Origin of the sequence: Agrobacterium sp. NPDC090283, assembly GCF_044769685.1 — a bacterium.
Taxonomy (GTDB): Bacteria; Pseudomonadota; Alphaproteobacteria; order Rhizobiales; family Rhizobiaceae; genus Agrobacterium.
Genome location: NZ_JBIVYG010000010.1, coordinates 137595 through 163557 on the forward strand (window position 1 = coordinate 137595; position 25963 = coordinate 163557).

The window sequence follows — 25963 nt, forward strand, 5'->3', positions numbered from 1 at the left end:
CGGATAAATCAAAGGCCCGCGTGATGCTCTCACGCGGGCCTTTTCATATCGGGCAAAAGGGAAAAACGCCGCTTACAAAGCAGGCGGCGTCTGCGAATCCAGATCGGCGAAGGACGCGGCCGGCAAAGGCCCTGCCGTCAGCAGCGTAAAGTCGTAACCGGATTTGCGATCCGGCCCCAGAACATATTGCCGGTGCATGCGCAGGAAGTTGCGCTTGTTCTTCCTGTAACGATCCGGCGAGAGCGCATGCTTGAAACGGATCGGCACGATCTTCGGCTGCGGCGCATCCCTGTGACCGGTCAGGCCCACGGTATTGCACCGATAGAGATGGATCGGATCGGTCAGACACTGGATATCGAACCACGTCACCTCCGGGTGACGGGCGATCGTGCCGACACTTTGGCGAAGCCTGTCCGCGCTCGACAGGAAGGCACATTGCAGCGCCGCGCCGCCCAAGGTCGCAAAGGACAACTTCCGGCCATCCAGCGCATCCGGCTTCAGTTCCAGCACACGGCCGACAACCGCGAGCGCAAGGCTGGCGCCCATGCTGTGGGAAACCACCAGAACCTCATCCGAGGGCTGTTCCAGCGCCGTCAGAACAAGTGCTGCCCTCTCCTCGATCCAGTCGCGGGCAATCGGTTCATCCCAGCCGACCGAAAGCGCGAACCGCCAGTCCGCATAAAGATGCAGGGTGTGAAACCGCTCTGCAAACGGCAGGAAAGCCTTTGCGAAAAACAACGCGGCGGCGGGAAGGCTGATCGCGAAGAGCCAGAGCGGCAAAGCGAAAAGCCAGGGCAACAGGGCGATAGCCGCCGCAAGCGCGCCACCGACAAGCATCAGCAGGAACGGAAAGATGAAGAACAGCCCAAAACGCCAGGCATGGCGGAAATAACGCGCCGCACCGCCCTCACTGACAATGCCTGCCCCGGCCTTGAAGCCGAGCCAGATCTGCCGCCAGACCGGCTCATCCCGCAATTGCGATATCACCCCATTATGATCGTAGACAAAAATGTCGGAGCGCGTCCGCCAGCCACCCGCCGAGGCCTCCACCGTGAATGTTTCGCCCCCCGGCCTGTTCTCCAGCGGCCCCACCGCATAGCCGACATCCCATGTCTTGCCGGCCAGCGCCGCCGCCCGCTGGTAACGCAGATGATGGGCAGCCGCATCGAGCGGATCGAAACCGGGGAAATAAAGAACAAGTCGTGACTTGACGGCTGGCATGCAGGAACCTTCGGCCGGAGCATTTCCAGTAAAAGCGGAATCGCTTTTACGTCAGGACAATGCGCAAAAACAAAGAGATAGCGCGCTTTTGCGTTTCGGCGAAAAGCAAAACCGCGCTGGAGACACCCGAAAGGATCGCTTGATACAGCGGGCGATGCACGTATAGTAAAAATCGCGACGGAAATATGATTTATTTATCGGTGAGGGAAATTTGTCTGGCATCGTCGATCAAGTACTCAACGGCGTCGTCAAGGGCGCGCTGTCTGAAATCCTCACCAAGACCGGTATTCGCAAAACGCGCCGCGCGCGCCGGACGAAAAGCACCGGCTCGCTGGCCGGCGGCATCGTCGGCTCCGTTCTGGAAGCCGCGATCAATGCCGCCGTCAAACCCAAGCCGGCCAAGAAGCAGGTGAGCAAGAGACGCACCGCCGCCGCGCGCAGTCGGCAACGATATCGATGATGCACCGCCTTCGTTTGCTAGTCGCCTTTTTGCTGCTGGCGATTTCGGGGCCGCTACAAGGTGCCGCAGAGGTTGAGAGCAGCAAGGAGATCAAGATCGGCTTCGTCGTGGAGCTTGATGGTGCCGATCGGATATCTGGGAAGGCCTTCTGCAAAACCGGCGAAACCTGCCGCCTTGTGGAACAGGAAACTCCAAAACTGATCATCGATCTAAAACCGGGTCGCTTCTCTAGCGAGATCGAAATCGACTGCGAGGATGGCTGCTCGCTGAATAGCGGCGGGAAAACCATAATGTTCGAGAACAAGCAGGAACTTCATATTTACAAGGGTAGAACAGGTCCAATAGTGAAATCGGTCTTCAGACGGCGGGAGCCCATCGGGAAGATAATGCTCGACTTTTCTTATCCGGCTGGACTGACGCACTGGTAGCGACGTTTCGGCCTCCATCCAGCAATGCCACACCCGCGCATTTTTTACGCTTTCCGGGTGGAAATCGCGCCGCGACATGTTATTTAGAGGCTAACAGAAAGCAGCGGCCTTGAACCGCATGTGAAAGGAATAGGCCTATGAGCGGCATTCACGACATGATCGACAGCGAAGTGAAGAGCAACGACATCGTTCTTTTCATGAAGGGCACCCCGCAATTTCCGCAGTGCGGTTTTTCCGGCCAGGTGGTACAGATCCTCGATTATCTCGGCGTCGACTACAAGGGCATCAACGTGCTTGCCGATGCCGATATCCGCCAGGGCATCAAGGACTATTCCAACTGGCCGACCATTCCGCAGCTCTACGTCAAGGGCGAATTCGTCGGCGGCTGTGACATCGTAAGAGAGATGTTTCAGTCCGGCGAGTTGCAGAACCACTTCCAAGAACAGGGTATCAGCGTCCGCGGCGCGGCCTGATTTCGGCCGGTTCATCCGGCCCACCCTGATTGTCAGAAATTTATGCCAGGCGTTGCTTCATGCAACGCCTTTGCCGTTCTTTTTGGGGCAATCCTGTGACAGAACTTTCACAATCCACCGCTTCGCGCGCAGGCTCGATGGGGCGCACGGAATTTATTGCGCTGGCCGCCATGCTGATGGCGCTGAACGCGCTTGCCATCGACATCATGCTGCCCGGTCTTCAGGAAATCGGCGCTTCGCTCGGCGTCGTGAATGAAAACCACCGCCAATACGTGATTTCCACCTACCTTCTCGGCTTCGGCGTCGCCCAGCTTCTGTATGGGCCGATTTCGGACCGTTTCGGCCGCCGCAAGCCGATGCTCGTCGGTCTGGCCATCTACATCATCTCCGCCATTGCCGTGGTCTTCGTGCCATCCTTCTCCGGTCTGCTGCTGCTGCGCTTCATTCAGGGGATCGGTTCGGCCGCGACGCGCGTCATCACCATCTCGATCGTGCGTGATATCTATGGCGGCCGCCAGATGGCGGAAGTCATGTCGCTGATCATGATGGTCTTCATGGTCGTTCCGGTCATCGCGCCCGGCACCGGCCAGATCGTGCTCTTCTTCGGCAACTGGCATCTGATCTTCGCCTTCATGGCGGCAATAGCGGCCGTCGTGACGGCGTGGATGTATTTCCGCCTGCCGGAAACCCTGCACCCGGATGATGTGCGCCCCTTCACCGCCCGCTCGGTGCTCGGCGGTTTCAAGATCGTGCTCACCAATCGTATTGCGCTTTGTTACACGCTCTCCAGCACCTTCATCTTTGGTGCACTGTTCGGTTTCATCAATTCGGCCGAACAGGTCTATAAGGGCATTTATGGGCTCGGCGCATGGTTTGCGGCGGCCTTTGCCGGCGTCGCCCTGTTCATGGCCTTCTCGTCCTTCATCAATGCGAGGCTTGTCGGCAAGTTCGGCATGCGCAAGCTGTCGCACGGGTCGCTGCTCGGCTTCATCGCCATCACCTTCATCTGGCTGGTGGTGCAGGTGCTCGGGCCGGAACCGATGCCGTTCGCCATCTTCATCGTGTTCTTTGCGCTTGCCATGTTCCAGTTCGGCTGGATCGGCTCGAACTTCAACTCGCTCGCCATGGAACCGCTCGGCCACGTCGCCGGCACCGCCTCCTCCGTTATCGGTTTCATGGGAACCGTCGGCGGCTCGCTGATCGGCGCGGCCATCGGCCAGGCTTTCGACGGGACGGCGCTGCCCATGGTGGCCGGCTTCTTCGTGGTCTCCATCATCGGCCTGATCTTCGTGCTGATCGGCGAAAAGGGCATGTTGTTTCAGGCCCATAACAAGCCGACACGGTAACACCGGCTGAAAAAAGAAAAGGGCGCGGAATTCTGTTCCGCGCCCTTTTGTTGGATTGACGGCTGGCGTCACGCTCAGCGTCAGCCAGTTTCAGCACTCATTCCCCGCTCTTGGCGTCATCCTCGGGCTTGACCCGAGGATCCATCGCTTCGACCGCCTGTGGATCCTCGCCTCAAGGGCGAGGATGACGGAGGTGGGGTAGATGTCCACCATCAAGCCGCAACCTTGTCAGGCCACCTCACACCGTGAAAATCTTCTCCCGCAGCAATTCCCACGTCTCCTGATCCGGCGCAAGCAGCAGCCCGCCATCCACATGGCGCGGCAGATAGGGCGAACCGTCGAGACGCGCCGCATAGGCGCCCGATTCCTGCGAGATCAGCGTGCCGGCCAGATGGTCCCAGGGCATCAGCTTGTTATACATCAGGAAATGCATGTGGCCGCCACAGAACAGGCGGTATTCATGTGCAGCACAACGATAACTGGTGAACAGTCGCACATCCGCGAGGTTCATGAGGATCTTGCGGCGCGTCTCCACATCGAAGTAGCCGGTATTGGCAATACCGACCATCTGCGACAGTTCCGGCGCCGGCACCACGGACATCTGCGTCTGCGCGCCATCGGCGCTGCAAAGCCATGCGCCCGAGCCTTTTTCGGCAATCGCCCAGTCATTGCCCATCGGATCGAAGATCAGGCCGGCCACGGTCTCGCCCTTGGAGATGACGCTCATCATCACGCCGAAGAGCGGCAGGCCGGAGGCGAAGTTGTAGGTGCCGTCAATCGGATCGACCACCACGGCAAGATCGGCATCGGCAAGCTTGTCGAGCAGCGAGGCATCCGCCGCCACCGCCTCTTCACCGATGAACAGCGCATCCGGCATGATATCCTGCACACGGGCGCGGATCAGCCGCTCGGCAGCCTCGTCGGCTTCGGTCACGAGGTCGATCGCCTCGGTCTTCATCCGCACATCGCCTTCGCCCAGATTGCGGAACCGCGGCAGGATTTCCACTGCCGCCGCCTCCTGAAGCGCATTGGCAAGAGAGGCGATGTCGAGTTCGAGAGCCATGGGCGATATCCTTCTTTCTGAGCGTAATGACTATAAGGCGACGATTTCCCGTCGCAGCATCTTCCAGCTTTCCTTGTCGGGAGCGGATAGGATGCCGCCCTCCGTTTGCCCCGGCCGATAGGGCGTATTGTCGAAACGGGCCGTGTAGCCACCCGCTTCCTGATGAATGAGCACGCCGGCGAGATGATCCCACGGCATCAGCTTTTCATGGCCGATGAAATGCAGCTTGCCGGCCGAGGCGAGCCAATATTCATGTGCCGAGCAGTTGAGCGACAGCGCCATCCTGATCTTGGCCATATTGGCGGCGATCACCGGCCGGCGATCCTGATGGCTGTGGCCCCAGGAAAATATGCCGACCATGTCGGACAATGGCGCGGGATCGGCGACCTTGAGCTTCGCCTGAGAACCGTTCCTGCGGTTGAGAAACGCACCCTCGCCTTTCAGCGCAACGATGGTATCGCCCATGACAGGATCGTGGATGATGCCCGCCACCGTCTCGCCCTTGACGGTGACCGCAAGCAGCGTGCCGAAAGCGGGAAAACCGGAAGCGTAATTGAAAGTGCCGTCGATGGGATCGATCACGAAGGCAAGCGGCGCATCGGCAAGGGCTGGAATGACGGACGGGTCCGCCTCATAGGTCTCTTCGCCGACGATATGGGCCTTCGGAAATCGCTGAAGGAGAGCAGCGGTTATCGCCTTTTCCGCCAGAACATCGGCCTCGGTGACCAGATCGACAGCGGAGGTCTTTTCGGAGATCGCACCGGCGCTCAGGTTTCTGAAGCGGGGAAGAATTTCATTCGCGCCGGCCGCGGCAACGGTGGAAACGAGGAATTCGATATCTTTATCGGAAAGGCTCATGGCGCGGGGTACTTCTTCATCAGGGAGGGCTGGCCTCACTACGCTCTTCAGGTGACGCCCCGGTGACAGCAAGCGCCGAAAAATCAAAAAGCCTGGGATCAAGCAGATGCGACGGATTAACGTGGGCAAGCGCCCGCAACATCACGTCCTTGCGGCCCGGCATGCGCCGTTCGATATCGGCCAGCATCTCTTTCATGGCATTGCGCTGAAGCCCGTCCTGCGAGCCGCAGAGGTCACAGGGAATGATCGGGAATTCCATCGCCGCCGCAAATTTCGCCATATCGTCTTCGGCGCAATAGGTAAGCGGGCGCATGACCATCAGGTCGCCCTCGTCATTCAAAAGCTTCGCCGGCATGCCGGCAAGACGGCCGCCATGGAAGAAATTCATGAAGAAGGTTTCGAGAATATCCTCGCGGTGATGGCCGAGCAGCAGCGCGTCACAGCCCTCCTCCCGCGCGATGCGGTAGAGATTGCCGCGCCTGAGCCGCGAACAGAGCGAACAGTAAGTGCCGCCGGAGGGCACCTTTTCTTTCACCACCGAATAGGTGTCGCGATATTCGATGCGATGGGCAACGCCGATCTTCGCCAGATATTCCGGCAGGACGTGCTTGGGAAAATTCGGCTGGCCCTGATCGAGATTGCAGGCCACCAGCTCCACCGGCAAAAGCCCGCGCCATTTGAGATCGAGCAGCAGCGCCAGAAGACCATAGCTGTCCTTGCCGCCGGAAAGGCCGACAAGCCAGCGCTTCTGGCCGTTCAGCATGCCGAAATCTTCAAACGCCTGGCGCACATTGCGCAGCAACCGCTTGCGCAGCTTGTTGAACGAGACAGACCGCGGCGCATTGTCGAACAGCGGATGCGAGCTGCCGTTTTCCTCGGACGCGTCCTGATCCGCCCCGATCGGTGCAGCCCCGGCCTGATCTACAAAGTCATCGATCTTGGTGAGAATGTTCATCATCCGCTCGCTCCGGCACGACTGCCGTTCTTCATGCAGGGAATGCCCCCATCCACCGGCAATATCAAGCCCCGAATACCGACCAGCCGGTTTTCGTCGCCAGCATTTCCAGCGCATGTGACCCAAGCGCCGAATTACCCACCTTGTTGAGACCCGGCGACCAGACGGCAATCGACGCATTGCCCGGCGCCACCGCCATGATGCCGCCGCCGACACCGCTCTTGCCCGGCAGGCCGACATGATAGGCGAAATCGCCCGATCCGTCATAATGGCCGCAGGTCAGCATCAGCGCATTGATACGCCGCGCCCGCCTGTCCGAGACGACCGTGTGGCCGGTCAGCGGATTGCGGCCGCGATTGGCAAGGAAGAGGCCAGCACGGGATAGCTGGGCGCAGGTCATGGAAAGCGCGCACTGATGGAAATAAACGCCGAGCGTATGTTCCACGGGATGATGCAGATTGCCGAAGGAACGCATGAAATTGGCGAGCGCAAAATTGCGGAAACCCGTCGCCTGCTCGGATTTCGCCACCGTGTCGTCAATGCTGATCGTGTCATCGTCAGCGAGGTAACGCACGAAGCGCAGAAGCTCGCCAATCGCCTCACGCGGCTGGTGGCCGGACAGCACGATGTCGGTCACCACGATCGCGCCGGCATTCACGAAGGGATTGCGCGGGATGCCGTGCTCATGTTCCAGCTGGACGATGGAGTTGAAGGAAGAGCCTGAAGGTTCGCGCCCCACCCGGTTCCAAACCGTCTCACCGGCCTTGCCGAGCGCCAGCGTCAGCATGAAGACCTTGGAGATACTCTGGATCGAAAACGGCACAAGCGCATTGCCGGCCGTATAGGTGGTTCCATCGACGGTGGTGATGGCGATGCCGAACTGGTTGGGATCGACCTTGGCGAGTTCGGGAATGTAATCCGCAACCTTCCCCTCACCCAGTCTCGGCAGCATGCTGTCATAGATGGAATCGACGATCGCCTGAATATCCTGCATGCAAAGCCTTCCCCAGCAAACAAAAAAAGCCGCCCCGAGGGGCGGCTTTCTCAATACTGAAACGCGTCGATTAACGCGAGTAGAATTCGACGACCAGATGCGGTTCCATGACGACCGGGTACGGAACGTCGGAAAGCGACGGAACGCGGGCGTAGGTGGCAACCATCTTGTTGTGATCAACTTCGATGTAATCAGGAACGTCACGCTCAGCGAGCTGAACGGCTTCGAGAACCGTAACCAGCTGCTTGGACTTCTGACGAACTTCGATAACGTCGCCAGCCTTGCAACGGTAAGAACCGATGTTGACGCGAACGCCGTTAACCGTGACGTGGCCATGGTTGATGAACTGGCGCGATGCAAAAACGGTCGGAACGAACTTGGCGCGGTAGACGATGGCGTCCAGACGCGACTCGAGCAGGCCGATCAGGTTCTCAGAGGTATCGCCCTTGCGACGGTTTGCTTCGTCGAAGGTGGCGCGGAACTGCTTTTCGCGCAGTTCGCCGTAGTAGCCCTTGAGCTTCTGCTTGGCGCGCAGCTGCGTGCCGAAGTCGCTCATCTTGCCCTTGCGGCGCTGGCCGTGCTGGCCCGGGCCGTATTCGCGGCGGTTAACCGGGGACTTCGGACGACCCCAGATGTTTTCGCCCATGCGGCGGTCAATTTTGTACTTAGCCGATTCGCGCTTGCTCATCGTATTTCCTTCTCAAAAGGTTATGCCGGTCTGTTGCCAAACCGGTTTAAGGAAACACGCCCTCCTCTGAAGCCCGTTTCAGGGCCTCTGACAGGCTTCTCACATGCAAATGGAGAAACCACGGGACATGTCGGTGATATTGACCGCCGAACGTCAGCCTTTAAACTGCAAGGCAGTCAACAAAACACACCGGACATCACTGCCCGGCGTTGGGGCGGCTTCTATAGTCGTTTTACAAATTTGTCAAACAGCGCCTGCCGATTTTTTTCTTGAGCCTGCCCTTGAAAACATCGAGGGGCCACCCATTTACCCATCGTGATCAGAACTCGGGCCCCTCTGACGTGTTACCGGACAACACGTGATGTCGAGTTTCTTTAGGTTGGGGCCCACGTATATTCTTGACACACGTTCCCCATCCGCAAAGCCAACCTCGTCCGGCTAAAGGTTGACTGATGGAGTTCCTCCTCAACGATTTTCTCGGCACCCCCACATGGATGTGGGCGGTCTTCATTTCTCTCGTCCTTGGCCTCCTGGCGCTCGATCTCGGCGTGCTGCACAAGAATTCCAAGGAAATCGGCATTCGTGAAAGCCTGCTGATGTCCGGCTTTTATATCGCCATCGGTTTGGCCTTTGGCGGCTGGATCTGGTATCAGTCCGGCCAGCAGTCGGCGATGGAATATGTCACCGGCTTCGTGGTCGAAAAAAGCCTGGCGATGGACAATATCTTCATCATCGCCATGATCTTCTCTTACTTCGCCATTCCCCGTCAGTACCAGCATCGTGTGCTGCTCTGGGGTATCCTCGGCGTCATCATCCTGCGCGGCATCATGATCGCCGGCGGTGCGGCCATCGTCGAAAACTTCCACTGGGTGCTTTATCTCTTTGCGGCCTTCCTCGTCTTCACGGGCCTCAAGATGCTGTTCTCGTCCGACCATGACGAGGCCGATATCGGCAACAACCGCATCCTGAAATTCCTGCGCAGCCGCCTGCCGGTGACGGAGAAGCTGCATGGCGAGAAGTTCTTCGTCAAGGAAACGGATGCGACCACCGGCAAGCTGAAAACCTTCGTGACGCCGCTCTTCCTGGCGCTCATCATGGTTGAAATCGCCGACCTGATCTTCGCCGTCGATTCGATCCCGGCGATCTTCGCGATCACCACCGATCCGTTTATCGTCTATACCTCGAACATCTTCGCGATCCTCGGTCTGCGCGCCCTCTATTTTGCGCTCGCCGCCCTGATCCACCGCTTCGCTTATCTGAAATATGCGCTGGCTGCGGTTCTGGTCTTCGTCGGCTCGAAGATTTTCGTCGCCGATATGCTCGGCATCGCCAAGATCCCGCCCGCCGTCTCGCTGGGCGTCACGGTCGCCATCCTTGCAACCGGCATCATCGGTTCGCTGATCGCGACGAGGAAGGAAGTGAAGGCCATTGAGTAAGAATATGCAACGAGGAGGCGGAAACGCCTCCTCAGACTGCTGAATAAGCTCGACGATTCCCCTCCGTCATCCTCGGGCTTGACCCGAGGATCCCCCTTTTCAACGGCAGTGGATCCTCGGGTCAAGCCCGAGGATGACGGAGGTTAGGTTTGCACTCGGCTTGACACAGTAATCTTCACTCCGCCGCAAGCCGCGCATCGTCCTCAGCCGCATCCGCATCGCCGGGTGCGGTTTTTGCGTCTAGATCGGGAAACGCCACGATGCGCTTGCCGGAGAAATCGGCATGCACCACCACAAGCTCCTTCTCCTCGAAATAACCGAGCAGACGCCGCGCACGGCGGGCGGAATGGGTGCCATAGGCCCGGGCAATGCGGGCATCCGACGGGCAAGGCTCTTCACCCAGCGCCGCCTTGACGAGCAGCAGGAAGACCCCCTGCAGATCATCGGAAACCGACATCGACAATTCCAGCGCCTTCTGCCAGCCCTCGCTAGCGGCCATCGCCGCATCCACGCCCGAACGGGCAATCGCCACCTGACGGCGGAATTCGGGGAGTGACATGGGCGTGCCGGGAATACGGCGCATGCGGGCCCGCACCAGAAAATCCTGATAGAGCACGGCATCCGTGCGATAGGCCGATTGCGGATCGTCGAGAATTTCAACCAACACCGCACCGATCTTCTCTTCTCGCTCTTCCGGCGTCATGTCCGGCTGGCCGCTACGCGGCTGCTCGGTTGACGGCGCAACGGCGGCCGGTGTGGAACGGGAGAGCTCTGCCAGAATATCCGTGGTCGGGCGCGGCGCCGGCGGCGTCCGCCGCACGACAGCTCGCGTGAATTCTTCCGGATCCGGTGTGAAGATCAGATCTTCTACATCCTGTGGTGCATCCGGCAGCGGCATCAGCTTTGGCGACGATGAGCGCGCCGAGGTCTCCACCGCCCCGATGACGATGGGAAGCGGCCGACGCGACAATGCCGGGCCAAGCGCCACGAAATTACCGCGCTGCAGATCGCGAAACATTTCCGCCTGCCGCCTGTCCATGCCAAGCAGGTCAGCCGCGCGCGCCATGTCGATATCGAGGAAGGTCCGGCCCATCAGGAAGTTTGAGGCTTCCGCTGCCACGTTCTTGGCGAGCTTCGCCAGACGCTGCGTGGCGATGACGCCGGCAAGACCGCGCTTACGGCCGCGGCACATCAGATTGGTCATGGCGCCGAGCGACGCCTTGCGGGCGTCCTCCGTCACTTCACCGGCAACGGAGGGCGCAAACATCTGCGCCTCATCCACCACGACAAGCACCGGATACCAGAATTCACGATCGGCATCGAACAGGCCATTGAGAAAGGCGGCCGCGGCCCGCATCTGCTGTTCGACATCAAGGCCTTCCAGCGTCAGCACGCAGGAAACGCGGTGCTGGCGAATGCGGTTGGCAATGCCGGCAAGCTCGGCTTCCGTGCGCTCGCCGTCCACCACCACATGGCCGAACCTGTCGGAAAGCGTGACGAAATCACCCTCGGGATCGATGATGACCTGCTGTACCCATGGCGCCGATTGCTCGAGCAGCCGGCGCAGCAGATGCGACTTTCCGGAACCGGAATTGCCCTGCACCAGCAGGCGCGTCGCAAGCAATTCCTCGATATCGAGCTTGGCCTGCTGCCCGCCCGATAGGGTTCCCATGTCGATACCGACCTGCAATGTTCCATTCCCTGTGCTGCATCTCATCCGGCCGATTCCCTAAAGGACTGCCGAACATGCTCTTTACCAAAAAATCGGCGATTGCGTCTGCCCCGTGCCGATAATGCACAGGCAATTCGGTCTCAGCCCTGTGCCGACCTCAACCGGAAGCGCGAAATGCCGATGCGCCGGCCGAAGACGTTGAGCGCCAGCCCGAGAATGACCAGCGCCGCACCGATAATCTCGAAGACGGTGATATGTTCGGCAAAAGCCAGATAGGCGCTGATGAAGCCGACAACAGGCACCAGCAGCGAAAACGGCGCCACCGTCCCGGCGGGATAACGCAGGAGCAGATAACTCCAGATGCCCGCGCCGACAATGGTCGCGCCATAGGCCATGTAGATCACCACGAAAGCCATGGTGAGCGTCGCATTGGTCACCCCTTCGGCAATCGCTTCCGGCCCTTCCACCGCAAGCGAAAGCAGGATCAACGGCAGAACCGGCACAAGGCTGGTCCAGGCGACGAAGGAGACCGCGTTTACCTGGCCGATGCGGCGGTTGACGATGTTGCCGCAGGCCCAGGCAATCGCCGAGCCGACCCCCATCAGGAGCGGTAGCAGCGCTGCCACCGTCATGCGCTCCACGCCGATGACCGCCAGCCCGCCAAAAGCAATGATTGCGCCGAAGATCTGTGAAGGCAACGGCCGTTCCCCGAGAAATACCACGGCAAGCGCCAGCGTGAAGAAGGCCTGCGACTGCATGACCAGCGAAGCAAGCCCGGCAGGCAGGCCAAGCTTGATGGCCGGGTAAAGCAGGCCGAACTGCACGAAGCCCATCGCCATGCCGTACACGATCATGTGCCGCCACGGCACATTGGGTTTCGGCAGGAAGAAGACGAGAGGCACGGCTGCAAAAAGATAACGCACCCCCGTCAGAAACAGGGGTGGCATATCTGTGACGCCGATCTTGATGGCGACGAAGTTGAAGCCCCACAAAAACACGGTGATCAGGGCGAGAAAAATATGCGGCAATGCCATTTTGTTATGTCCGAATTTCAGGCGATCGACACCACGGGTAATCGAGGGGGCACTATGCCGAAACCGCCCTCTTCCAGCCGAAGGCGACGAGACCGGCGCCGATCAGGAGGCCGCCACCCGTGCGATTGACGATGCGCTGAACCTTCGGTTTGCGGATCGTATTGCGGGCGGCACTTGCCAGAAGTCCATAAAGGGCCGCATTCACGGTGGCAAGCACAAGGAATGTCACCTCGAAAATCAGCACCTGCGGCCAGAAGGGCAATGTCGGCACCAGAAACTGCGGCAGGAAGGCCAAGAAGAACACGATGCTCTTGGGGTTCAGCGCCGTGACGATATAGGCATGCAGGAAGATTTTGAGCGGCCGTTCACGGCCCGTCACGCCCGCGCCTTGCGCCGCTTCGCCAACCGGCGAACGCCAGAGCTTGATGCCGAGATAAATAAGATAGGCGGCGCCAATCCATTTCAGGCCGGTGAAAAGTGCAGCCGATGTGGCCAGCAGGGCGCCGAGCCCCAGCATGGAGGCGGTCATGGCGGTAAGATCCCCGAGCGCCACTCCCGTCACCGTCGCCGTGCTTGCCTTGCGGCCGTGGCCCAGCGCATAAGAAATCACCAGCAGGATCGTCGGTCCCGGAATGGCGAGCATGATGGCAGATGCGGCCACGAAGGCCAGCCAGTTTTCCAGCGGCATGATTGTGTCTCCCTTATCCGATTTGCCGAGCAAGCCACCAAAACCAGGAGGTATCAAGCCAAATCTTCGAAGATTAGGCCACCCGGTCATCCAGTGGCCGAACCGGCGGCTGCTCGCGTTTCATCGCCTGCGCAAGATCGTAGTTCGACTGCATGGCAAGCCACGCCCGCGCCGTGCTGACCCCTGCCCGCTCCAGCCGCAAGGCAAGGTCGGGACTGATTCCTGCATGCCCGTTAAGCACCCGCGAAAGCGCGACCCGGGACATGCCAAGCCTTTCAGCCGCTTCGGTTACAGAAAGCTGAAGTGCGGCAATGACTTCCTCCCGCAACAATTCGCCGGGATGGACAGGAAATTTCATCATTGGACCAATTCCCTTCAGTGGTAATCCTGATAGTCGACCAGTTCGACATCGCTATCCAGAAATCGAAATGTCACGCGCCAGTTTCCATTCACCCATATGGACCAGTGGCCTCTCATGCCACCCTTGAGCGGGTGAAGTTTGAAACCGGGAAGATTAAGGTCGGGAGCGCCTGCCGCGACTTCAAGCAAGGTGAGTATTCGGCCCAGCTTGGCGGCATGGGCCGGCTGAATACCCTTCGTCGTCCCTGAACGATAAAAAGCTTCGAGCCCTTTGTGACGGAAACTGACGATCATACAGGAACCGTATCCTGTATCGTATCACTATACAAGGCGTGAGGGCAGAAGCATGGCGGCCTCCTCGACATTTCTTTGTCGAAGAGACCACCATCATCAAAACCGCGGCGCCCACGGCGGCGCCGGCAGGTCACGGCGCCGCTTCACCCGCGACGGCTCGAGACCGATATCCACCAGCAGGCGCTCCGGCAGATCGGCAGGATCGGTCGGTGGCGCGCGCGGCACCAATGCGGCCAAAAGAACCGCCCTCAGGGTTTTCCAGATGCCGAATGTGACGAACAGACGGTCCACCGCATCCGGCAGCGTATATGCTACCAATGGTTGATCATTTTGCATGGGAAATCCATCCCGGCGCGGCAAGGCAGCCAGGTCCTTTATCGATGGAAAACGACATGCCGAAACGACGGGCGCAGCACTCATGCCACGCGAACGCGCAAGTCACATGTCGGACGAAGTGAAAATGCCAAACGGCAGGGAAATCAGGCCATAAGCCTTATCGGAGGGAGATGCCTCGCACCCCATAACCGCCGAAAATCATGCCGGGAAGGCCAGACATGCCGTTAAGGCGCATATTCATGTCATTAGTCATTCCACGCCTCCATTTAGTGCGGTTACAGACAAGACGCATCTTACACAGGAAAACCGACGCGACAAGAGGTCGCAATCTCGAATTGCAAAAGACGCGCAAAGGCGATGTAAAAATACAACAGGCACTCAGGCGGCGGAAACGCTGAGACCAAAACCCTGCATCAGCCGCCGGGTGGCGAAATCCGGCTTGCCCGACGTGAAGACGGCGAAATCGAAACCATCGGGATGTTCCGCATCCTGCGGCAGCGGCACCAGATGGCGGGCACGCCGGGCAATCGCCTCGGCGGGGTCGAGCCAATCCACCGGCCATGGCGCCAGCCTGCGGAACAGATTGGCCATGAAGGGATAATGCGTGCAGGCGAGAACGACGATATCCGTGCGTTTTCCTTCGCTCTCGATGAAGCAGGGTTCGATTTCGGCAAGCACCGCCTCATCCGGAACCAGCTCGCCCCTGATCCAGCTTTCCGCCATGCGCGCCAGATTTTCCGATCCGACGAGACGGACATGGCATTGCGTGGCGAAAGACTGGATGAGATCGCGCGTATAGGCGCGCTTGACGGTGCCTGGCGTCGCCAGCACGGAAACGAGGCCCGATCGGGTGCGCTCCGCCGCCGGCTTGATGGCGGGCACGGTGCCGACAAAGGTCATCTGCGGAAAGCGGGCTCGAAGATCCGCGCCGGCGAGCGTGAAGGCGGTGTTGCAGGCGATGATGCATACTTCCGGGCTGTAATCGTCCAGCAGCTTGTCGAAGAGCGAGAGAATGCGCGCCTTCAGCGCTTCCTCCTCCCAGCCGCCATAGGGGAAACCGGCATCGTCGGCCACATAGATGAAACCGCGCTCGGGCATCAGCACGCGCGCCTCGCGCAGCACGGTGAGCCCGCCAATGCCGGAATCGAACACCAGCACCGGTTTCAGCACATCGGCCGCCGCCTCACTCGTCTTCAGCATTCTCCCCTGCTCCCTCGGCCGATGGCCCCGCTGCCCTGCCCGCCTGCTTCGGCCACTGCCGGGGAAAGCGATCGAGCGAATTGATCACGCCACGGAAAACGCTGATTTCCTGCTCGGAAAAACCACGTCTCGACAGCACGGCGCGCAGATTGTCGACCATTTTCGGCTTTTTTTCAGCAGGATGAAAATAACCGCGCGCATCCAGCGCTTCTTCAATATGTTCGAACAGGCCGAAAACCTGTTCCTTGGTGGAAGGCCGCTGCTCGACGGACTGGAAAAGCGTCTCCCCCAGATCGTCCATGCCTGATTTCATCCATTCATAGGACATCAAAAGCACGGCCTGGGCGATGTTGAGCGAGGCAAAGGCGGGATTGACCGGGAAGGTCACGATCTCGTCGGCCAGCGCCACTTCTTCATTGGTCAGCCCCCAGCGCTCGCGTCCGAACAGGATGCCGGTTCTTTCGCCCGCTTTGAACTTGGCGCGCAGCGTCTCGGCGGCGGTGACGGGCGCCCGCACCGGCTTGAAACCGTAACGCTCGCGCGCGGTCGTCGCATAAACGAAGTTCAGATCCTTGATCGCCTCTTCCAGTGTCTCGAACACCTTCGTGGCGTCGATGACGTGATCGGCCTTGGAGGCGGCAGCCCGCGCCTTTTCGCTCGGCCAGCCATCGCGCGGGTTGACGAGGCGCAATTCGGCAAGACCGAAATTGGCCATGGCCCGCGCCACCATGCCGATATTTTCGCCGAGCTGCGGTTCGACCAGAATGATCGCCGGGCCTTCCGCCAGAAGTTCAAGCTCGCTGTTTGTGCCTGCCATCGTTGTTTGTCCGTTTTTTAAAGCGCGGCATCGATTTTTGAACCGAAGCCCTTAAAGCGCGCCTCACTGGCACAGATCAGCGCGAAAATCAAAGCCGGAGCGGGCGAATGCGGCCCCTTGAGACGGATGCCAACTCCAGACTCTTGCTCCGTGTCATCCTCGGGCTTGACCCGAGGATCCACAACCCGTTGAAATCAATGGATCCTCGGGTCAAGCCCGAGGATGACACGGAGTGTGGCGAAAGCCTTGCCGGCACTCTCGTCTCACCAAAACCCTGCTTTCACTCGCCCTTGATGATCGTCGCCATCTCTTCGCGCAACGAATCCCTGCCCTCATCGCCAACGCGATGAATATCGCTGATGACAGGCCGGCCGGCCTCTTCCACGACGTCGAAATGCACTTCGTCGACGGTCGCCTTCATCTCCGCCTCGTCCATGCAGGCCCAGAGCTTGAATTTCGCCGTCACGTCAGTCACGCCGTCCTTCGCAGCACCTGGCGTCACCGAAACATCGGCCAGCGGGCAGCCATCCTGAGAGTTCGTCACCACATCGTAACCGAAGGGATCACCCTTCTCGCCGCTTTCCGCCTCGTAAGCCGGCTTCTTGGATGCTTCGCGATATTGCGCGACGAAATCCTTGCTGAACAGGCTGGTCAGCATGTCCTCATCGAAAATATACTTCCAGTTCTCGGCATCGCCAGACCAGTTCTTGACGGTGATATCCATCACCTTCTGGACGGGATCGGCGGGGCCGGCCGCAAGGGCGCTGTGGGAAAAGAGGACGGCGGCAGTCAGAAGCAGAATATTCCGCATGATGTGATCCCGGGATAGGCCCGACAAGGGGCGAAGCGATTCGCCTGACTGTATTCCGGCATTGTGGTTTGGCAATGCGCAAAGCGTTATTGCGCTGCGCCAAAAAAGCGCCCCCCATGGCTTTGCCTCAGGCGCGCGCGATGCTATAGCCGCACCGGATATTTTTCCGGATACCGGCGTCATCAGGCGCCACAGCTTCGAAGGTGAGGAATTCATGGCAAAGATCAAGGTAGCCAATCCGGTCGTCGATCTCGACGGCGACGAAATGACCCGTATCATCTGGCAGCTCATCAAGGACAAGCTGATCCTGCCTTACCTCGATCTCGACATCGAATATTACGACCTCTCGGTTGAAAACCGCGACGCCACCAACGACCAGGTGACCGTCGATGCGGCCCACGCCATCAAGAAGCACGGCGTCGGTATCAAGTGCGCGACCATCACCCCCGATGAAGCCCGCGTCGAGGAATTCGGCCTGAAGCAGATGTGGAAGAGCCCGAACGGCACGATCCGCAACATTCTGGGCGGCGTCATCTTCCGCGAGCCGATCATCTGCAAGAACGTTCCGCGCCTCGTTCCCGGCTGGACGAAGCCGATCGTCGTCGGCCGCCACGCTTTCGGCGACCAGTACAAGGCGACCGACTTCAAGTTCCCCGGCAAGGGCAAGCTGACCATCAAGTTCGTCGGTGAAGACGGCCAGGTCATCGAAAAGGACGTCTTCGACGCCCCGAGCGCCGGCGTGGCGCTTGCCATGTACAACCTCGACGAATCCATCCGCGAATTCGCCCGCGCCTCCATGAATTATGGCCTGATGCGCAAGTGGCCGGTTTACCTCTCCACGAAGAACACCATCCTCAAGGCCTATGACGGCCGCTTCAAGGATATCTTCGAAGAAGTCTACCAGACCGAATTCAAAAAGCAGTTCGACGAAGCCGGCATCACCTATGAGCACCGCCTGATCGACGACATGGTCGCCTCCGCGCTGAAGTGGTCCGGCGGCTACATCTGGGCCTGCAAGAACTACGATGGCGACGTGCAGTCCGACACGGTTGCTCAAGGCTTCGGCTCGCTCGGCCTGATGACTTCCGTTCTCCTGTCTCCCGATGGCCGCACGGTCGAAGCCGAAGCCGCGCACGGCACGGTGACGCGCCACTACCGCCAGCACCAGAAGGGTCAGGAAACCTCGACCAACTCGATCGCCTCGATCTTCGCCTGGACCCGTGGCCTCGCCCACCGCGCCAAGCTGGACGACAATGCCGAACTCGCAAAGTTCGCGGCAACGCTCGAAACCGTCTGCGTCGACACCGTCGAAAGCGGCTACATGACCAAGGACCTCGCGCTCCTCATCGGACCGGACCAGCCCTGGCTCTCCACCACCGCCTTCCTCGACAAGATCGACGAAAACCTCAAGAAGGCAATGGCGGCTTAAGCCGGCCTTCTCAGCGACTTCAAAACCCGGCCTCAGCGCCGGGTTTTTCATTGACGCCATATAGACGAAATATGAGTTCCGCGGCGCGGGTCGAGCGTGCCCGCATTTCCTCTTCCGTTGGAAGGCCAATCGCCCCCGTCGCACGCCTGATCTGCAAATCCCCTGCCAGAAGCGACAGCCAGATTTCCGCAGGCTCTTCCGCTGTCGCCATACCCATGACGCCCCGTTTCGCCAGCGCCTGAAAATACGTCGCAAGCTTCGGCATGACGTGCTCACGACCCTTTTGCGCCAGAAGCGTGCCGAGTGCGGCATCAACGCCGGCTTCCGCCGCAGCGACCCGGTTGAGCAGTACCGCCCGCTCCCCCAGCAGCATCGACAATAGTTCAGCCCCGAAACGGGAAAGCTCCTTCACGCCGTCGGCCGCTTCCGCCGAGGGCAATACCAGCCTTGCGGCATTTTCTTCGACCATCGCTTCGTAAAGCCCGGCCTTGCCGCCGAACCAGCCATAGAGCGTTTCCTTGGATGACCTGCTCACCTTCGCCAGCGCCTGCATGGAAAAGGCCGCATACCCATCCCGGGCAAGCATGGCGAAGGCATGTTCGACAATCTCCCGCCGACGCAATTCCCTGCTTTCGTTTCGCATCCACATTTCCTTGACAATAACCGTACATGTGCGTACGGATGTGCCGTACACATATGTACGGTTATTTGATGGAGATTTTCATGTCCAGCTCATTTCTGCACGAGATTAGAACAAGACATTTTCCTGCGCTGGCCGCGGTAAGAAAACCGGCAATCTCGACCTTGCGCATCGCCGCACCCTTGAGCCTCGGTATCATGGCCGGGTTCTTTTTTGCCTTCAGCAATCCCGTGATGATGGCTTTCCCGCAGCTTGATGCGGAAGTTTTTATTGCAGCGTTCAACAGCATAAATTTCAGTGTCCGAAATGGCATATTTTATGCCGCCTTCTTCTCCCCGCTGGCGATCCTTTTCGCCGCCGCACTAGTCGACAGGCACAACCGCCTGATATGGCTGTTGGCCTTGGTCATCTACGCTGTTGTCGTGATCCAGACGCGAATGGTCAATGTTCCCATCAACGAGTTCTTCAAAACCGTTTCAACCGAAATACCGCCGGACTGGCAGAAATTACGCGATCGCTGGGCGCTTTCCAATCTTATCCGCACCCTGCTGACCACTTTTGCCTTTTTCCTCGCACTGCTGGCCGCGACGCGGCAGGCGGGAAAGAGGACGGACGGCTAGACCGCGGCAAGGGCTGCCTCAGGGCTGCGATATCAGACGATAACGATAGCCGGCTAGATTCATGCGCCATCATGGGACAGAACCCGGCCGCAACGCCGGGTTTTCTTTTTTGTTCACAGTATCTTGATTAGCCGTTGTACTAGGCGCAGACTTCGATTCCGTGTGCCACGGCCAGTACAACAATAAGACAAAGCTTAAACAGCATCTACTTGCACATAACTTGCCCGGCACAGTCAAACGTTTATCGGAGCATCGGCGCAATCTTTAGGGAACACGCGAATGATGCTGCGAACTGTTAAAAAAGCGAAGCACGAGTGCGAAATCCCTACCGGCTTTCCATGATGCTTCGCCGATTTTGCTTGGGGAGGCAAAAGCATGAGTGAATTGATCTTCTACACCAACCCCATGTCGCGCGGGCGCATCGCGCGATGGATGCTTGAGGAAGTGGGCGTTCCATACCGAACGGAAATACTGGGCTTCGAGACCTCGATGAAATCGCCCGCCTACCGGCTGATAAACCCGATGGCGAAGGTGCCCGCTATCAAACATGGCGATACCATCGTCACCGAGGCCGCCGCGATCTGTGCCTATCTCGCCGATGCCTTTCCCGGCGCGAACCTTGCGCCCACACCCAAGGCACGCGGGCTCTATTACCGCTGGATGTTCTTTGCCGCGGGTCCGCTGGAAATGGCGGCGAGCATGAAGGCCATGGGTTTCGAAGTGCCCAAGGAGAAGTTGCGCATGGCCGGCTGCGGCAGCTATGCGGATGTGATGAACACGCTTGAACGGGCCGTCAGCGAAAACCGCTTCATCGCCGGCGATCTCTTCACGGCGGCGGATGTCTATGTCGGCGCCCATGTCGGCTGGGGCCTGCATTTTGGCACCATCGAAAAACGCCCGGCCTTTCTCGACTACATGGCGCATCTCACCGACCGCCCGGCCTACAAGCGGGCCGCCCAGCTCGATGAAGAAGCGGCGAAGGACTTGCAGGTGGCGGCAAGCTGACCGGCCTGCAGGATCCTTTCCTCATGCCAGCGGCAGGTAAATATCCGTCAGCAGTTCGGTAGGCGGTGTGTCCCTGGGACTATTCAGATACTCCTCGAACATAGCACCATCACCGATCTGTCGTCCGGAGGCGGGAAGCCATTCAGCGTAAAGCCATCGGTAAGCCCGGTGCATATCCGCATAGGGACCTTTGTGGCGCAGCACGGCATATTCGCCGCCTGCGATGGGTTGCCGCTGCAACGGCTCGCCCTCCATCGGCATCACAACACCAGTGACGCAGGCGATGGAGCGAAGGTTGTCGGCAGGCACGATATCGGGATCGTCGAAATAAACCCCGATCATGCGCATGTCCGGCCCGGCCAGTCCACGCGCATGCAGCGTCCCGAACAGGGTTTCGAACGCCTTGCTGATCAGCATGTAGGAGCCGCGATGCGGAACCCCGGTCAAGGTCATGGGAGAAACGGTTTTCACAGCAATATCGAACATATCGGTCGCCTTTTCCAAAGGAACTGCGTTGAACAGACTGTGGCTTCCCTCTTTCCGGTAACGCGCCGGCGGCATTCCGTAGGCCGTTTTGAAAATGCGGTTGAAGGACTGGAGGTTCGGGTAGCCCGATCGTTTTGCAATGTCGCCGATGGCAAGATCGCCGCGGACGATCTCGCCCGCCGCGCGGTGCAACCGCAGCCTCTTGACGGTCATCGCCGCCGTTTCGCCATGGATTGCCCGATAAATCCTGTGCCAGTGATAGCTTGACATGCAGGCGATTTCCGCCAGCCGGCCCATATCCAGTTCTTCGTCAAGATGGTCATGAATATAGGCTGAAACCCGCCTCAGACGCGTTTCATAGATTGCCCAAGCCGTGTCACCGTTCATATCGAGCCTCTTTGCAAATCCGATGGCCAATAGAACCATAACCCGATTTGACAAATCCTGCTCAGTTGGGTGCCCGGCAAACGAGGCCGGCAACCGACCGTCCTCACCCCATTGGTGAAAACGGAAGCGGTTGGCCCGGAAAACCGGACCAACCCTGTGGTTTTGGGGGATTAGGCGGCCAGCGCCGCCGCCACCGCTTCGATCGCGTCCTGCGCCTTTGCACCATCGGGGCCGCCGGCCTGCGCCATGTCAGGGCGACCACCGCCACCCTTGCCGCCAAGAGCTGCGGACGCGGTGCGGACGATATCGACAGCGCTGAAACGGGCGGTCAGATCTTCGGTCACGGCAGCGACAGCACTTGCCTTGCCGTCTTCGGAAACCGCGATCAGCAGCACGACGCCGGAACCGAGATTGGCCTTGGCCTCATCGGCAAGACCCTTGAGATCCTTCGCATCGATGCCGGACATGGATTTCGCCAGGAAATTGACACCCGCAACCTGCTTGACGTCGCTTGCGCCGGCATCCGCCGAACCGCCGCCCATGGCAAGCTTCCGGCGCGCATCCGCAAGTTCGCGCTCCAGCTTCTTGCGCTCGTCGAGCAGCCCTTCGACACGCGACAGCACATCGCCCGGCTGAACCTTCAGCGACGAAGCGAGTGCCTTCACCCGCTCATCCTGTTCGGAGAGATAGGCAAGCGCGCCCTGCCCCGTTACGGCTTCAAGGCGGCGCACGCCCGCACCAACGGCGCTTTCGCCGAGAATGCGGATGAGCCCGATCTGGCCGGTGGCCGCCACATGCGTGCCGCCGCAAAGCTCGACGGAATAAGGACGGTTGGCTTTTGCGCCATGCAGGCCGGTGCCCATGGAGACGACACGAACTTCGTCGCCGTATTTTTCACCGAACAGCGCCATCGCGCCCTCGGCAATGGCATCGTCGACGCTCATCAGACGGGTCACGACCGGCGAGTTCTGCAGCACGATTTCGTTCGCCATTTCTTCGACGACCTTCAGCTCCTCGGCCGACATCGGCTTCGGATGCGAAACGTCGAAGCGCAGGCGCTCGGGCGCAACCAGCGAACCCTTCTGGGCGACGTGCGTGCCGAGCACTTCGCGCAGCGCCTCATGCAGAAGATGGGTGGCGGAGTGGTTCGCACGCAGGCGCGAGCGGCGGTCATGATCGACCGTCAGCTGAACGGCATCGCCAACCTTGAGACCACCCTTAGAGACCGTGCCCAAATGCACGAACAGGCCTTCACCCCTCTTCTGGGTATCGGAAACGGCAAAGGCGCCATTGTCGCCGGAGATCACGCCGGTATCGCCCATCTGGCCACCGGACTCGCCGTAGAACGGCGTCTGGTTGACGACGACCTGCACGGTCTCGCCATCGGCAGCGCTCTCGACGGCCTTGCCGTCCTTGACGATCGCCTGGATGACGCCCTCGGCGGTTTCGGTGTCGTAACCGAGGAACTCGGTCGCGCCGAGTTTTTCCTTGAGCTCGAACCAGATCGTCTCGGTCGCCTTGTCGCCGGAGCCGGCCCAATGCGAGCGGGCTTCGGCCTTCTGGCGCTCCATCGCATCGGTGAAGCCGGAAATATCGACGCCGATTTCGCGGGCACGCAGCGCATCCTGCGTCAGGTCGAGCGGGAAGCCATAGGTGTCGTAAAGCTTGAAGGCGGTTTCGCCATCCAGCATGTCACCCTTGTGCAGCGTCGAGGTGGCATCGGACAACAGCGACAGGCCACGCTCCAGCGTCTTGCGGAAACGGGTTTCCTCAAGCTTCAGCGTCTCGGAAATCAGCGCCTCGGCGCGGACCAGTTCCGGATAGGCGCGGCCCATCTGCTGCACCAGTGCCGGCAGCAGCTTGTAGATCAGCGGCTCGCGCGCGCCGAGAAGCTCGGCATGGCGCATGGCGCGACGCATGATGCGGCGCAGAACGTAACCACGGCCTTCATTCGATGGCAGGACGCCATCGGCGATCAGGAAGGCGGACGAGCGCAGATGGTCGGCAATGACCCGGTGGCTGGCGCGCTTTTCGCCTTCGGCCGGAACGCCGGTTGCTTCGACGGAAGCCGCAATCAGCGCGCGGAACAGGTCCGTATCGTAATTGTCATGTTTGCCCTGCAGCAGCGCGGAAATGCGCTCCAGACCCATGCCGGTATCGATCGACGGACGCGGCAGGTCGATGCGCTCTTCCTTCGTCAACTGCTCATATTGCATGAAGACGAGGTTCCAGATTTCGATGAAACGATCGCCATCCTCTTCCGGCGAACCGGGCGGTCCACCCCAGATGTGATCGCCATGATCGTAGAATATCTCCGAACAGGGACCGCAGGGACCGGTATCGCCCATCGCCCAGAAATTGTCGCTGGTCGGAATGCGGATGATGCGGTCGTCGGAGAAACCGGCGATCTTCTTCCAGAGGTTAAAGGCCTCGTCGTCGGTGTGATAGACCGTGACCAGCAGACGGTTGCGGTCGATGCCGAATTCCCGGGTGATCAGGTTCCAGGCATGGGTGATCGCCTCTTCCTTGAAATAATCGCCGAAGGAGAAATTCCCGAGCATTTCGAAGAAGGTGTGGTGACGGGCGGTATAACCGACATTGTCGAGGTCGTTATGCTTGCCGCCGGCGCGCACGCATTTCTGCGCCGAAGCGGCCGTGGAATAAGGGCGGCTTTCAAGACCGGTGAAGACGTTCTTGAACTGCACCATGCCGGCATTGGTGAACATCAGTGTCGGATCGTTGCGCGGCACCAGCGGGCTGGAGGGCACGATCTCGTGTCCGTTCTTCTTGAAGTAGTCGAGAAAGGTCGACCGAATTTCATTCACACCGCTCATGCCCACACACCGCTCACAGCTGGAGTCCATCACCGCCACCCCCGAAGGATGGCTATATTGCAAAATCACTGGCTTTTATCGTCCGCACCCGGCCCTGTCCAGCCATGGAGGCGAAGCAAGACATATAGGCAAGGAAAAAGGGCCGCGCGAAGAAAAATCGCACGACCCTTTTGATCCATATCGGCTCGGCAAAGTCTCCGGGCGGCGATGCCCGGACCTTCGCAGACGGCATCAGCCCTCGTCGCTGCCGTCGTCGCCTTCGCCGGCGTCCGGGCCGCCATTCTGCAGGAAGCGGTCGGCAATCAGACCGGCATTCTGGCGCAGCGCCAGTTCGATCTCGTTGGCCGTATCCGGATTGTCGCGCAGGAAGGTCTTGGCGTTTTCACGCCCCTGCCCCAGACGCTGGCTGTTATAGGAGAACCAGGCACCGGATTTCTCGACGATACCGGCCTTCACGCCGAGATCGACCAGCTCACCGGTCTTGGAAACGCCTTCGCCATACATGATGTCGAATTCCACCTGCTTGAAGGGCGGCGCCATCTTGTTCTTGACGACCTTGACGCGCGTCTGGTTGCCGACAACCTCTTCGCGCTCCTTGACGGCGCCGATACGGCGGATGTCGAGGCGCACGGAGGCGTAGAACTTCAGCGCGTTACCGCCCGTCGTCGTTTCCGGCGAACCGAACATGACGCCGATCTTCATGCGGATCTGGTTGATGAAAATCACCATGCACTTCGACTTGGAGATCGAGGCGGTCAGCTTGCGCAGCGCCTGGCTCATCAGACGGGCCTGAAGACCCGGCAGGCTGTCGCCCATTTCGCCTTCGATTTCCGCCCGCGGCGTCAGTGCCGCAACGGAGTCGACCACGAGCACGTCCACCGCGCCGGAACGCACCAGCGTATCGGTGATCTCAAGCGCCTGCTCGCCCGTATCCGGCTGCGAGATCAGAAGGCCCTGCAGATCCACACCGAGCTTGCGGGCATAGACCGGATCGAGCGCATGTTCGGCGTCGACGAAGGCGCAGATGCCGCCCTTCTTCTGGGCTTCCGCAATCGTCTGCAGCGCCAGCGTCGTTTTACCGGAGCTTTCCGGACCGTAAATCTCAATGATACGCCCCTTCGGCAGACCGCCGATGCCCAGCGCGATATCCAGGCTGAGCGAACCCGTCGAAACGGTTTCCACTTCAACCACATTTTCATTGGAACCGAGCTTCATGATCGATCCCTTGCCGAACGACCGTTCGATCTGGGAGAGCGCCGCTTCCAGTGCCTTGCTTTTATCCACCGATTTATCCTCTACGAGACGCAAAGAATTTTGTGCCATCCGAACCACCTTTAGGTTATTGAAGCCGCACAGGCAATGAAGCAGTATGGAAACGGTATGTACTCTATTTGTTCTCATTTCGCAAGGCTGGGCCAGCATATTGAA

At 59.6% G+C, this 25963-nt stretch carries 27 protein-coding genes; 8 read left to right on the forward strand and 19 right to left on the reverse strand.

The genetic code is table 11. The annotated features are described in order from the left end of the window. Nucleotides 1–72: 72 nt before the first annotated feature. Nucleotides 73–1221, reverse strand: a complete 1149-nt coding sequence (locus ACIQUH_RS16210; protein WP_400816835.1) for a hypothetical protein — start codon at nucleotides 1219–1221, stop codon at nucleotides 73–75. A gap of 211 nt (nucleotides 1222–1432) precedes the next feature. On the opposite strand from ACIQUH_RS16210, the gene ACIQUH_RS16215 reads away from it, so the two are divergent. The 4 genes from ACIQUH_RS16215 to ACIQUH_RS16230 all read left to right on the forward strand — a co-directional run bounded on the left by ACIQUH_RS16215 (nucleotide 1433) and on the right by ACIQUH_RS16230 (nucleotide 3928). Beyond that, on the forward strand, nucleotides 1433–1681 hold the full coding sequence (locus ACIQUH_RS16215) for a hypothetical protein (RefSeq protein ID WP_003520431.1): 249 nt from the start codon (nucleotides 1433–1435) through the stop codon (nucleotides 1679–1681). After that, the gene (locus tag ACIQUH_RS16220; RefSeq protein ID WP_400816837.1) at nucleotides 1678–2109 is read left to right on the forward strand and encodes a hypothetical protein; all 432 of its coding nucleotides are present in this window, start codon (nucleotides 1678–1680) and stop codon (nucleotides 2107–2109) included. Before ACIQUH_RS16215 ends, ACIQUH_RS16220 begins: the two co-directional genes overlap by 4 nt. Nucleotides 2110–2246: 137 nt before the next feature. Then, a complete protein-coding gene (gene grxD / locus ACIQUH_RS16225) occupies nucleotides 2247–2582 on the forward strand; it encodes a Grx4 family monothiol glutaredoxin (protein ID WP_003520429.1) in 336 nt (111 codons plus the stop codon). A gap of 137 nt (nucleotides 2583–2719) precedes the next feature. Beyond that, nucleotides 2720–3928 carry a multidrug effflux MFS transporter gene (locus tag ACIQUH_RS16230; RefSeq protein ID WP_400816953.1) on the forward strand — a complete coding sequence of 403 codons (1209 nt, stop codon included), beginning with the start codon at nucleotides 2720–2722 and terminating at the stop codon, nucleotides 3926–3928. Nucleotides 3929–4166: 238 nt separating this feature from the next. Here ACIQUH_RS16230 and ACIQUH_RS16235 read toward each other — a convergent pair whose 3' ends face one another. The 5 genes from ACIQUH_RS16235 to rpsD all read right to left on the reverse strand — a co-directional run bounded on the left by ACIQUH_RS16235 (nucleotide 4167) and on the right by rpsD (nucleotide 8486). Beyond that, the gene (locus ACIQUH_RS16235; protein WP_400816840.1) at nucleotides 4167–4991 is read right to left on the reverse strand and encodes an inositol monophosphatase family protein; all 825 of its coding nucleotides are present in this window, start codon (nucleotides 4989–4991) and stop codon (nucleotides 4167–4169) included. 30 nt (nucleotides 4992–5021) lie between these two features. After that, the gene (locus ACIQUH_RS16240) at nucleotides 5022–5849 is read right to left on the reverse strand and encodes an inositol monophosphatase family protein (RefSeq protein ID WP_400816842.1); all 828 of its coding nucleotides are present in this window, start codon (nucleotides 5847–5849) and stop codon (nucleotides 5022–5024) included. Nucleotides 5850–5868: 19 nt separating this feature from the next. Next, nucleotides 5869–6804 (reverse strand): tRNA 2-thiocytidine(32) synthetase TtcA, encoded by a 936-nt coding sequence (gene ttcA, locus ACIQUH_RS16245; protein ID WP_400816955.1) that lies wholly within the window; start codon nucleotides 6802–6804, stop codon nucleotides 5869–5871. A gap of 64 nt (nucleotides 6805–6868) precedes the next feature. After that, entirely contained in the window at nucleotides 6869–7798 is a 930-nt protein-coding gene (locus tag ACIQUH_RS16250; RefSeq protein ID WP_400816844.1) for a glutaminase, read from the reverse strand. Nucleotides 7799–7868: 70 nt separating this feature from the next. Continuing rightward, on the reverse strand, nucleotides 7869–8486 hold the full coding sequence (rpsD, locus tag ACIQUH_RS16255; RefSeq protein WP_046798221.1) for a 30S ribosomal protein S4: 618 nt from the start codon (nucleotides 8484–8486) through the stop codon (nucleotides 7869–7871). Nucleotides 8487–8938: 452 nt separating this feature from the next. Here rpsD and ACIQUH_RS16260 point away from each other — a divergent pair, with 452 nt between their 5' ends. Continuing rightward, nucleotides 8939–9922, forward strand: coding sequence for a TerC family protein (locus tag ACIQUH_RS16260; protein WP_400816847.1), 984 nt, complete (start codon nucleotides 8939–8941; stop codon nucleotides 9920–9922). 175 nt (nucleotides 9923–10097) lie between these two features. Here ACIQUH_RS16260 and ACIQUH_RS16265 read toward each other — a convergent pair whose 3' ends face one another. The 9 genes from ACIQUH_RS16265 to ACIQUH_RS16305 all read right to left on the reverse strand — a co-directional run bounded on the left by ACIQUH_RS16265 (nucleotide 10098) and on the right by ACIQUH_RS16305 (nucleotide 17134). Further along, nucleotides 10098–11639 carry a helicase HerA domain-containing protein gene (locus tag ACIQUH_RS16265; protein WP_400816849.1) on the reverse strand — a complete coding sequence of 514 codons (1542 nt, stop codon included), beginning with the start codon at nucleotides 11637–11639 and terminating at the stop codon, nucleotides 10098–10100. 95 nt (nucleotides 11640–11734) lie between these two features. Next, nucleotides 11735–12628 (reverse strand): EamA family transporter, encoded by an 894-nt coding sequence (locus ACIQUH_RS16270; RefSeq protein ID WP_400816851.1) that lies wholly within the window; start codon nucleotides 12626–12628, stop codon nucleotides 11735–11737. A gap of 52 nt (nucleotides 12629–12680) precedes the next feature. Continuing rightward, entirely contained in the window at nucleotides 12681–13316 is a 636-nt protein-coding gene (locus ACIQUH_RS16275) for a LysE family translocator (RefSeq protein ID WP_400816853.1), read from the reverse strand. A gap of 73 nt (nucleotides 13317–13389) precedes the next feature. Beyond that, the gene (locus ACIQUH_RS16280; protein WP_400816855.1) at nucleotides 13390–13677 is read right to left on the reverse strand and encodes a HigA family addiction module antitoxin; all 288 of its coding nucleotides are present in this window, start codon (nucleotides 13675–13677) and stop codon (nucleotides 13390–13392) included. Between the two features lie 14 nt (nucleotides 13678–13691). After that, on the reverse strand, nucleotides 13692–13970 hold the full coding sequence (locus ACIQUH_RS16285; protein WP_400816857.1) for a type II toxin-antitoxin system RelE/ParE family toxin: 279 nt from the start codon (nucleotides 13968–13970) through the stop codon (nucleotides 13692–13694). A 96-nt stretch (nucleotides 13971–14066) separates the two neighbouring features. Beyond that, a complete protein-coding gene (locus tag ACIQUH_RS16290; protein WP_400816859.1) occupies nucleotides 14067–14306 on the reverse strand; it encodes a hypothetical protein in 240 nt (79 codons plus the stop codon). 378 nt (nucleotides 14307–14684) lie between these two features. Next, the gene (gene murI, locus ACIQUH_RS16295; protein ID WP_400816861.1) at nucleotides 14685–15506 is read right to left on the reverse strand and encodes a glutamate racemase; all 822 of its coding nucleotides are present in this window, start codon (nucleotides 15504–15506) and stop codon (nucleotides 14685–14687) included. Then, nucleotides 15490–16323: an RNA methyltransferase gene (locus tag ACIQUH_RS16300; protein ID WP_400816863.1), complete on the reverse strand. Its 834-nt coding sequence runs from the start codon at nucleotides 16321–16323 to the stop codon at nucleotides 15490–15492. Before ACIQUH_RS16300 ends, murI begins: the two co-directional genes overlap by 17 nt. A gap of 280 nt (nucleotides 16324–16603) precedes the next feature. After that, nucleotides 16604–17134 (reverse strand): hypothetical protein, encoded by a 531-nt coding sequence (locus ACIQUH_RS16305; RefSeq protein WP_400816865.1) that lies wholly within the window; start codon nucleotides 17132–17134, stop codon nucleotides 16604–16606. Between the two features lie 214 nt (nucleotides 17135–17348). On the opposite strand from ACIQUH_RS16305, the gene ACIQUH_RS16310 reads away from it, so the two are divergent. After that, nucleotides 17349–18563 carry an NADP-dependent isocitrate dehydrogenase gene (locus ACIQUH_RS16310; RefSeq protein WP_400816867.1) on the forward strand — a complete coding sequence of 405 codons (1215 nt, stop codon included), beginning with the start codon at nucleotides 17349–17351 and terminating at the stop codon, nucleotides 18561–18563. A 19-nt stretch (nucleotides 18564–18582) separates the two neighbouring features. On the opposite strand, the gene ACIQUH_RS16315 is transcribed toward ACIQUH_RS16310, so the two are convergent. Continuing rightward, nucleotides 18583–19206 (reverse strand): TetR/AcrR family transcriptional regulator, encoded by a 624-nt coding sequence (locus ACIQUH_RS16315; protein ID WP_400816869.1) that lies wholly within the window; start codon nucleotides 19204–19206, stop codon nucleotides 18583–18585. An 80-nt stretch (nucleotides 19207–19286) separates the two neighbouring features. Here ACIQUH_RS16315 and ACIQUH_RS16320 point away from each other — a divergent pair, with 80 nt between their 5' ends. Further along, nucleotides 19287–19823, forward strand: a complete 537-nt coding sequence (locus ACIQUH_RS16320) for an anthrone oxygenase family protein (protein ID WP_400816871.1) — start codon at nucleotides 19287–19289, stop codon at nucleotides 19821–19823. Nucleotides 19824–20198: 375 nt separating this feature from the next. Then, nucleotides 20199–20828, forward strand: coding sequence for a glutathione S-transferase family protein (locus ACIQUH_RS16325; protein WP_400816873.1), 630 nt, complete (start codon nucleotides 20199–20201; stop codon nucleotides 20826–20828). A gap of 21 nt (nucleotides 20829–20849) precedes the next feature. Here ACIQUH_RS16325 and ACIQUH_RS16330 read toward each other — a convergent pair whose 3' ends face one another. From ACIQUH_RS16330 to recA, 3 genes are all read right to left on the reverse strand, one after another. Next, nucleotides 20850–21701 (reverse strand): GyrI-like domain-containing protein, encoded by an 852-nt coding sequence (locus tag ACIQUH_RS16330; protein WP_400816957.1) that lies wholly within the window; start codon nucleotides 21699–21701, stop codon nucleotides 20850–20852. 170 nt (nucleotides 21702–21871) lie between these two features. Further along, a complete protein-coding gene (gene alaS / locus ACIQUH_RS16335; protein WP_400816875.1) occupies nucleotides 21872–24535 on the reverse strand; it encodes an alanine--tRNA ligase in 2664 nt (887 codons plus the stop codon). Between the two features lie 231 nt (nucleotides 24536–24766). Further along, nucleotides 24767–25858, reverse strand: a complete 1092-nt coding sequence (gene recA / locus ACIQUH_RS16340) for a recombinase RecA (protein ID WP_269340932.1) — start codon at nucleotides 25856–25858, stop codon at nucleotides 24767–24769. Nucleotides 25859–25963: the final 105 nt, after the last annotated feature.

What these genes read in the sequence shown, in the direction of transcription:
- grxD (WP_003520429.1), top strand. Translation starts at nt 2,247, where the DNA reads ATGAGCGGCATTCACGACATGATCGACAGCGAAGTGAAGAGCAACGAC.
- ACIQUH_RS16260 (WP_400816847.1), top strand. Translation starts at nt 8,939, where the DNA reads ATGGAGTTCCTCCTCAACGATTTTCTCGGCACCCCCACATGGATGTGG.
- ACIQUH_RS16320 (WP_400816871.1), top strand. Translation starts at nt 19,287, where the DNA reads ATGTCCAGCTCATTTCTGCACGAGATTAGAACAAGACATTTTCCTGCG.
- ACIQUH_RS16300 (WP_400816863.1), bottom strand. Translation starts at nt 16,323, where the DNA reads ATGGCAGGCACAAACAGCGAGCTTGAACTTCTGGCGGAAGGCCCGGCG.
- rpsD (WP_046798221.1), bottom strand. Translation starts at nt 8,486, where the DNA reads ATGAGCAAGCGCGAATCGGCTAAGTACAAAATTGACCGCCGCATGGGC.
- ACIQUH_RS16235 (WP_400816840.1), bottom strand. Translation starts at nt 4,991, where the DNA reads ATGGCTCTCGAACTCGACATCGCCTCTCTTGCCAATGCGCTTCAGGAG.
- ACIQUH_RS16290 (WP_400816859.1), bottom strand. Translation starts at nt 14,306, where the DNA reads ATGCAAAATGATCAACCATTGGTAGCATATACGCTGCCGGATGCGGTG.
- ACIQUH_RS16325 (WP_400816873.1), top strand. Translation starts at nt 20,199, where the DNA reads ATGAGTGAATTGATCTTCTACACCAACCCCATGTCGCGCGGGCGCATC.
- murI (WP_400816861.1), bottom strand. Translation starts at nt 15,506, where the DNA reads ATGCTGAAGACGAGTGAGGCGGCGGCCGATGTGCTGAAACCGGTGCTG.
- ACIQUH_RS16240 (WP_400816842.1), bottom strand. Translation starts at nt 5,849, where the DNA reads ATGAGCCTTTCCGATAAAGATATCGAATTCCTCGTTTCCACCGTTGCC.
- ttcA (WP_400816955.1), bottom strand. Translation starts at nt 6,804, where the DNA reads ATGAACATTCTCACCAAGATCGATGACTTTGTAGATCAGGCCGGGGCT.
- ACIQUH_RS16210 (WP_400816835.1), bottom strand. Translation starts at nt 1,221, where the DNA reads ATGCCAGCCGTCAAGTCACGACTTGTTCTTTATTTCCCCGGTTTCGAT.
- ACIQUH_RS16330 (WP_400816957.1), bottom strand. Translation starts at nt 21,701, where the DNA reads ATGAACGGTGACACGGCTTGGGCAATCTATGAAACGCGTCTGAGGCGG.
- ACIQUH_RS16220 (WP_400816837.1), top strand. Translation starts at nt 1,678, where the DNA reads ATGATGCACCGCCTTCGTTTGCTAGTCGCCTTTTTGCTGCTGGCGATT.
- ACIQUH_RS16250 (WP_400816844.1), bottom strand. Translation starts at nt 7,798, where the DNA reads ATGCAGGATATTCAGGCGATCGTCGATTCCATCTATGACAGCATGCTG.
- ACIQUH_RS16280 (WP_400816855.1), bottom strand. Translation starts at nt 13,677, where the DNA reads ATGATGAAATTTCCTGTCCATCCCGGCGAATTGTTGCGGGAGGAAGTC.
- ACIQUH_RS16275 (WP_400816853.1), bottom strand. Translation starts at nt 13,316, where the DNA reads ATGCCGCTGGAAAACTGGCTGGCCTTCGTGGCCGCATCTGCCATCATG.
- ACIQUH_RS16265 (WP_400816849.1), bottom strand. Translation starts at nt 11,639, where the DNA reads ATGAGATGCAGCACAGGGAATGGAACATTGCAGGTCGGTATCGACATG.
- alaS (WP_400816875.1), bottom strand. Translation starts at nt 24,535, where the DNA reads ATGAGCGGTGTGAATGAAATTCGGTCGACCTTTCTCGACTACTTCAAG.
- ACIQUH_RS16310 (WP_400816867.1), top strand. Translation starts at nt 17,349, where the DNA reads ATGGCAAAGATCAAGGTAGCCAATCCGGTCGTCGATCTCGACGGCGAC.
- ACIQUH_RS16315 (WP_400816869.1), bottom strand. Translation starts at nt 19,206, where the DNA reads ATGCGAAACGAAAGCAGGGAATTGCGTCGGCGGGAGATTGTCGAACAT.
- recA (WP_269340932.1), bottom strand. Translation starts at nt 25,858, where the DNA reads ATGGCACAAAATTCTTTGCGTCTCGTAGAGGATAAATCGGTGGATAAA.
- ACIQUH_RS16230 (WP_400816953.1), top strand. Translation starts at nt 2,720, where the DNA reads ATGGGGCGCACGGAATTTATTGCGCTGGCCGCCATGCTGATGGCGCTG.
- ACIQUH_RS16305 (WP_400816865.1), bottom strand. Translation starts at nt 17,134, where the DNA reads ATGCGGAATATTCTGCTTCTGACTGCCGCCGTCCTCTTTTCCCACAGC.
- ACIQUH_RS16285 (WP_400816857.1), bottom strand. Translation starts at nt 13,970, where the DNA reads ATGATCGTCAGTTTCCGTCACAAAGGGCTCGAAGCTTTTTATCGTTCA.
- ACIQUH_RS16270 (WP_400816851.1), bottom strand. Translation starts at nt 12,628, where the DNA reads ATGGCATTGCCGCATATTTTTCTCGCCCTGATCACCGTGTTTTTGTGG.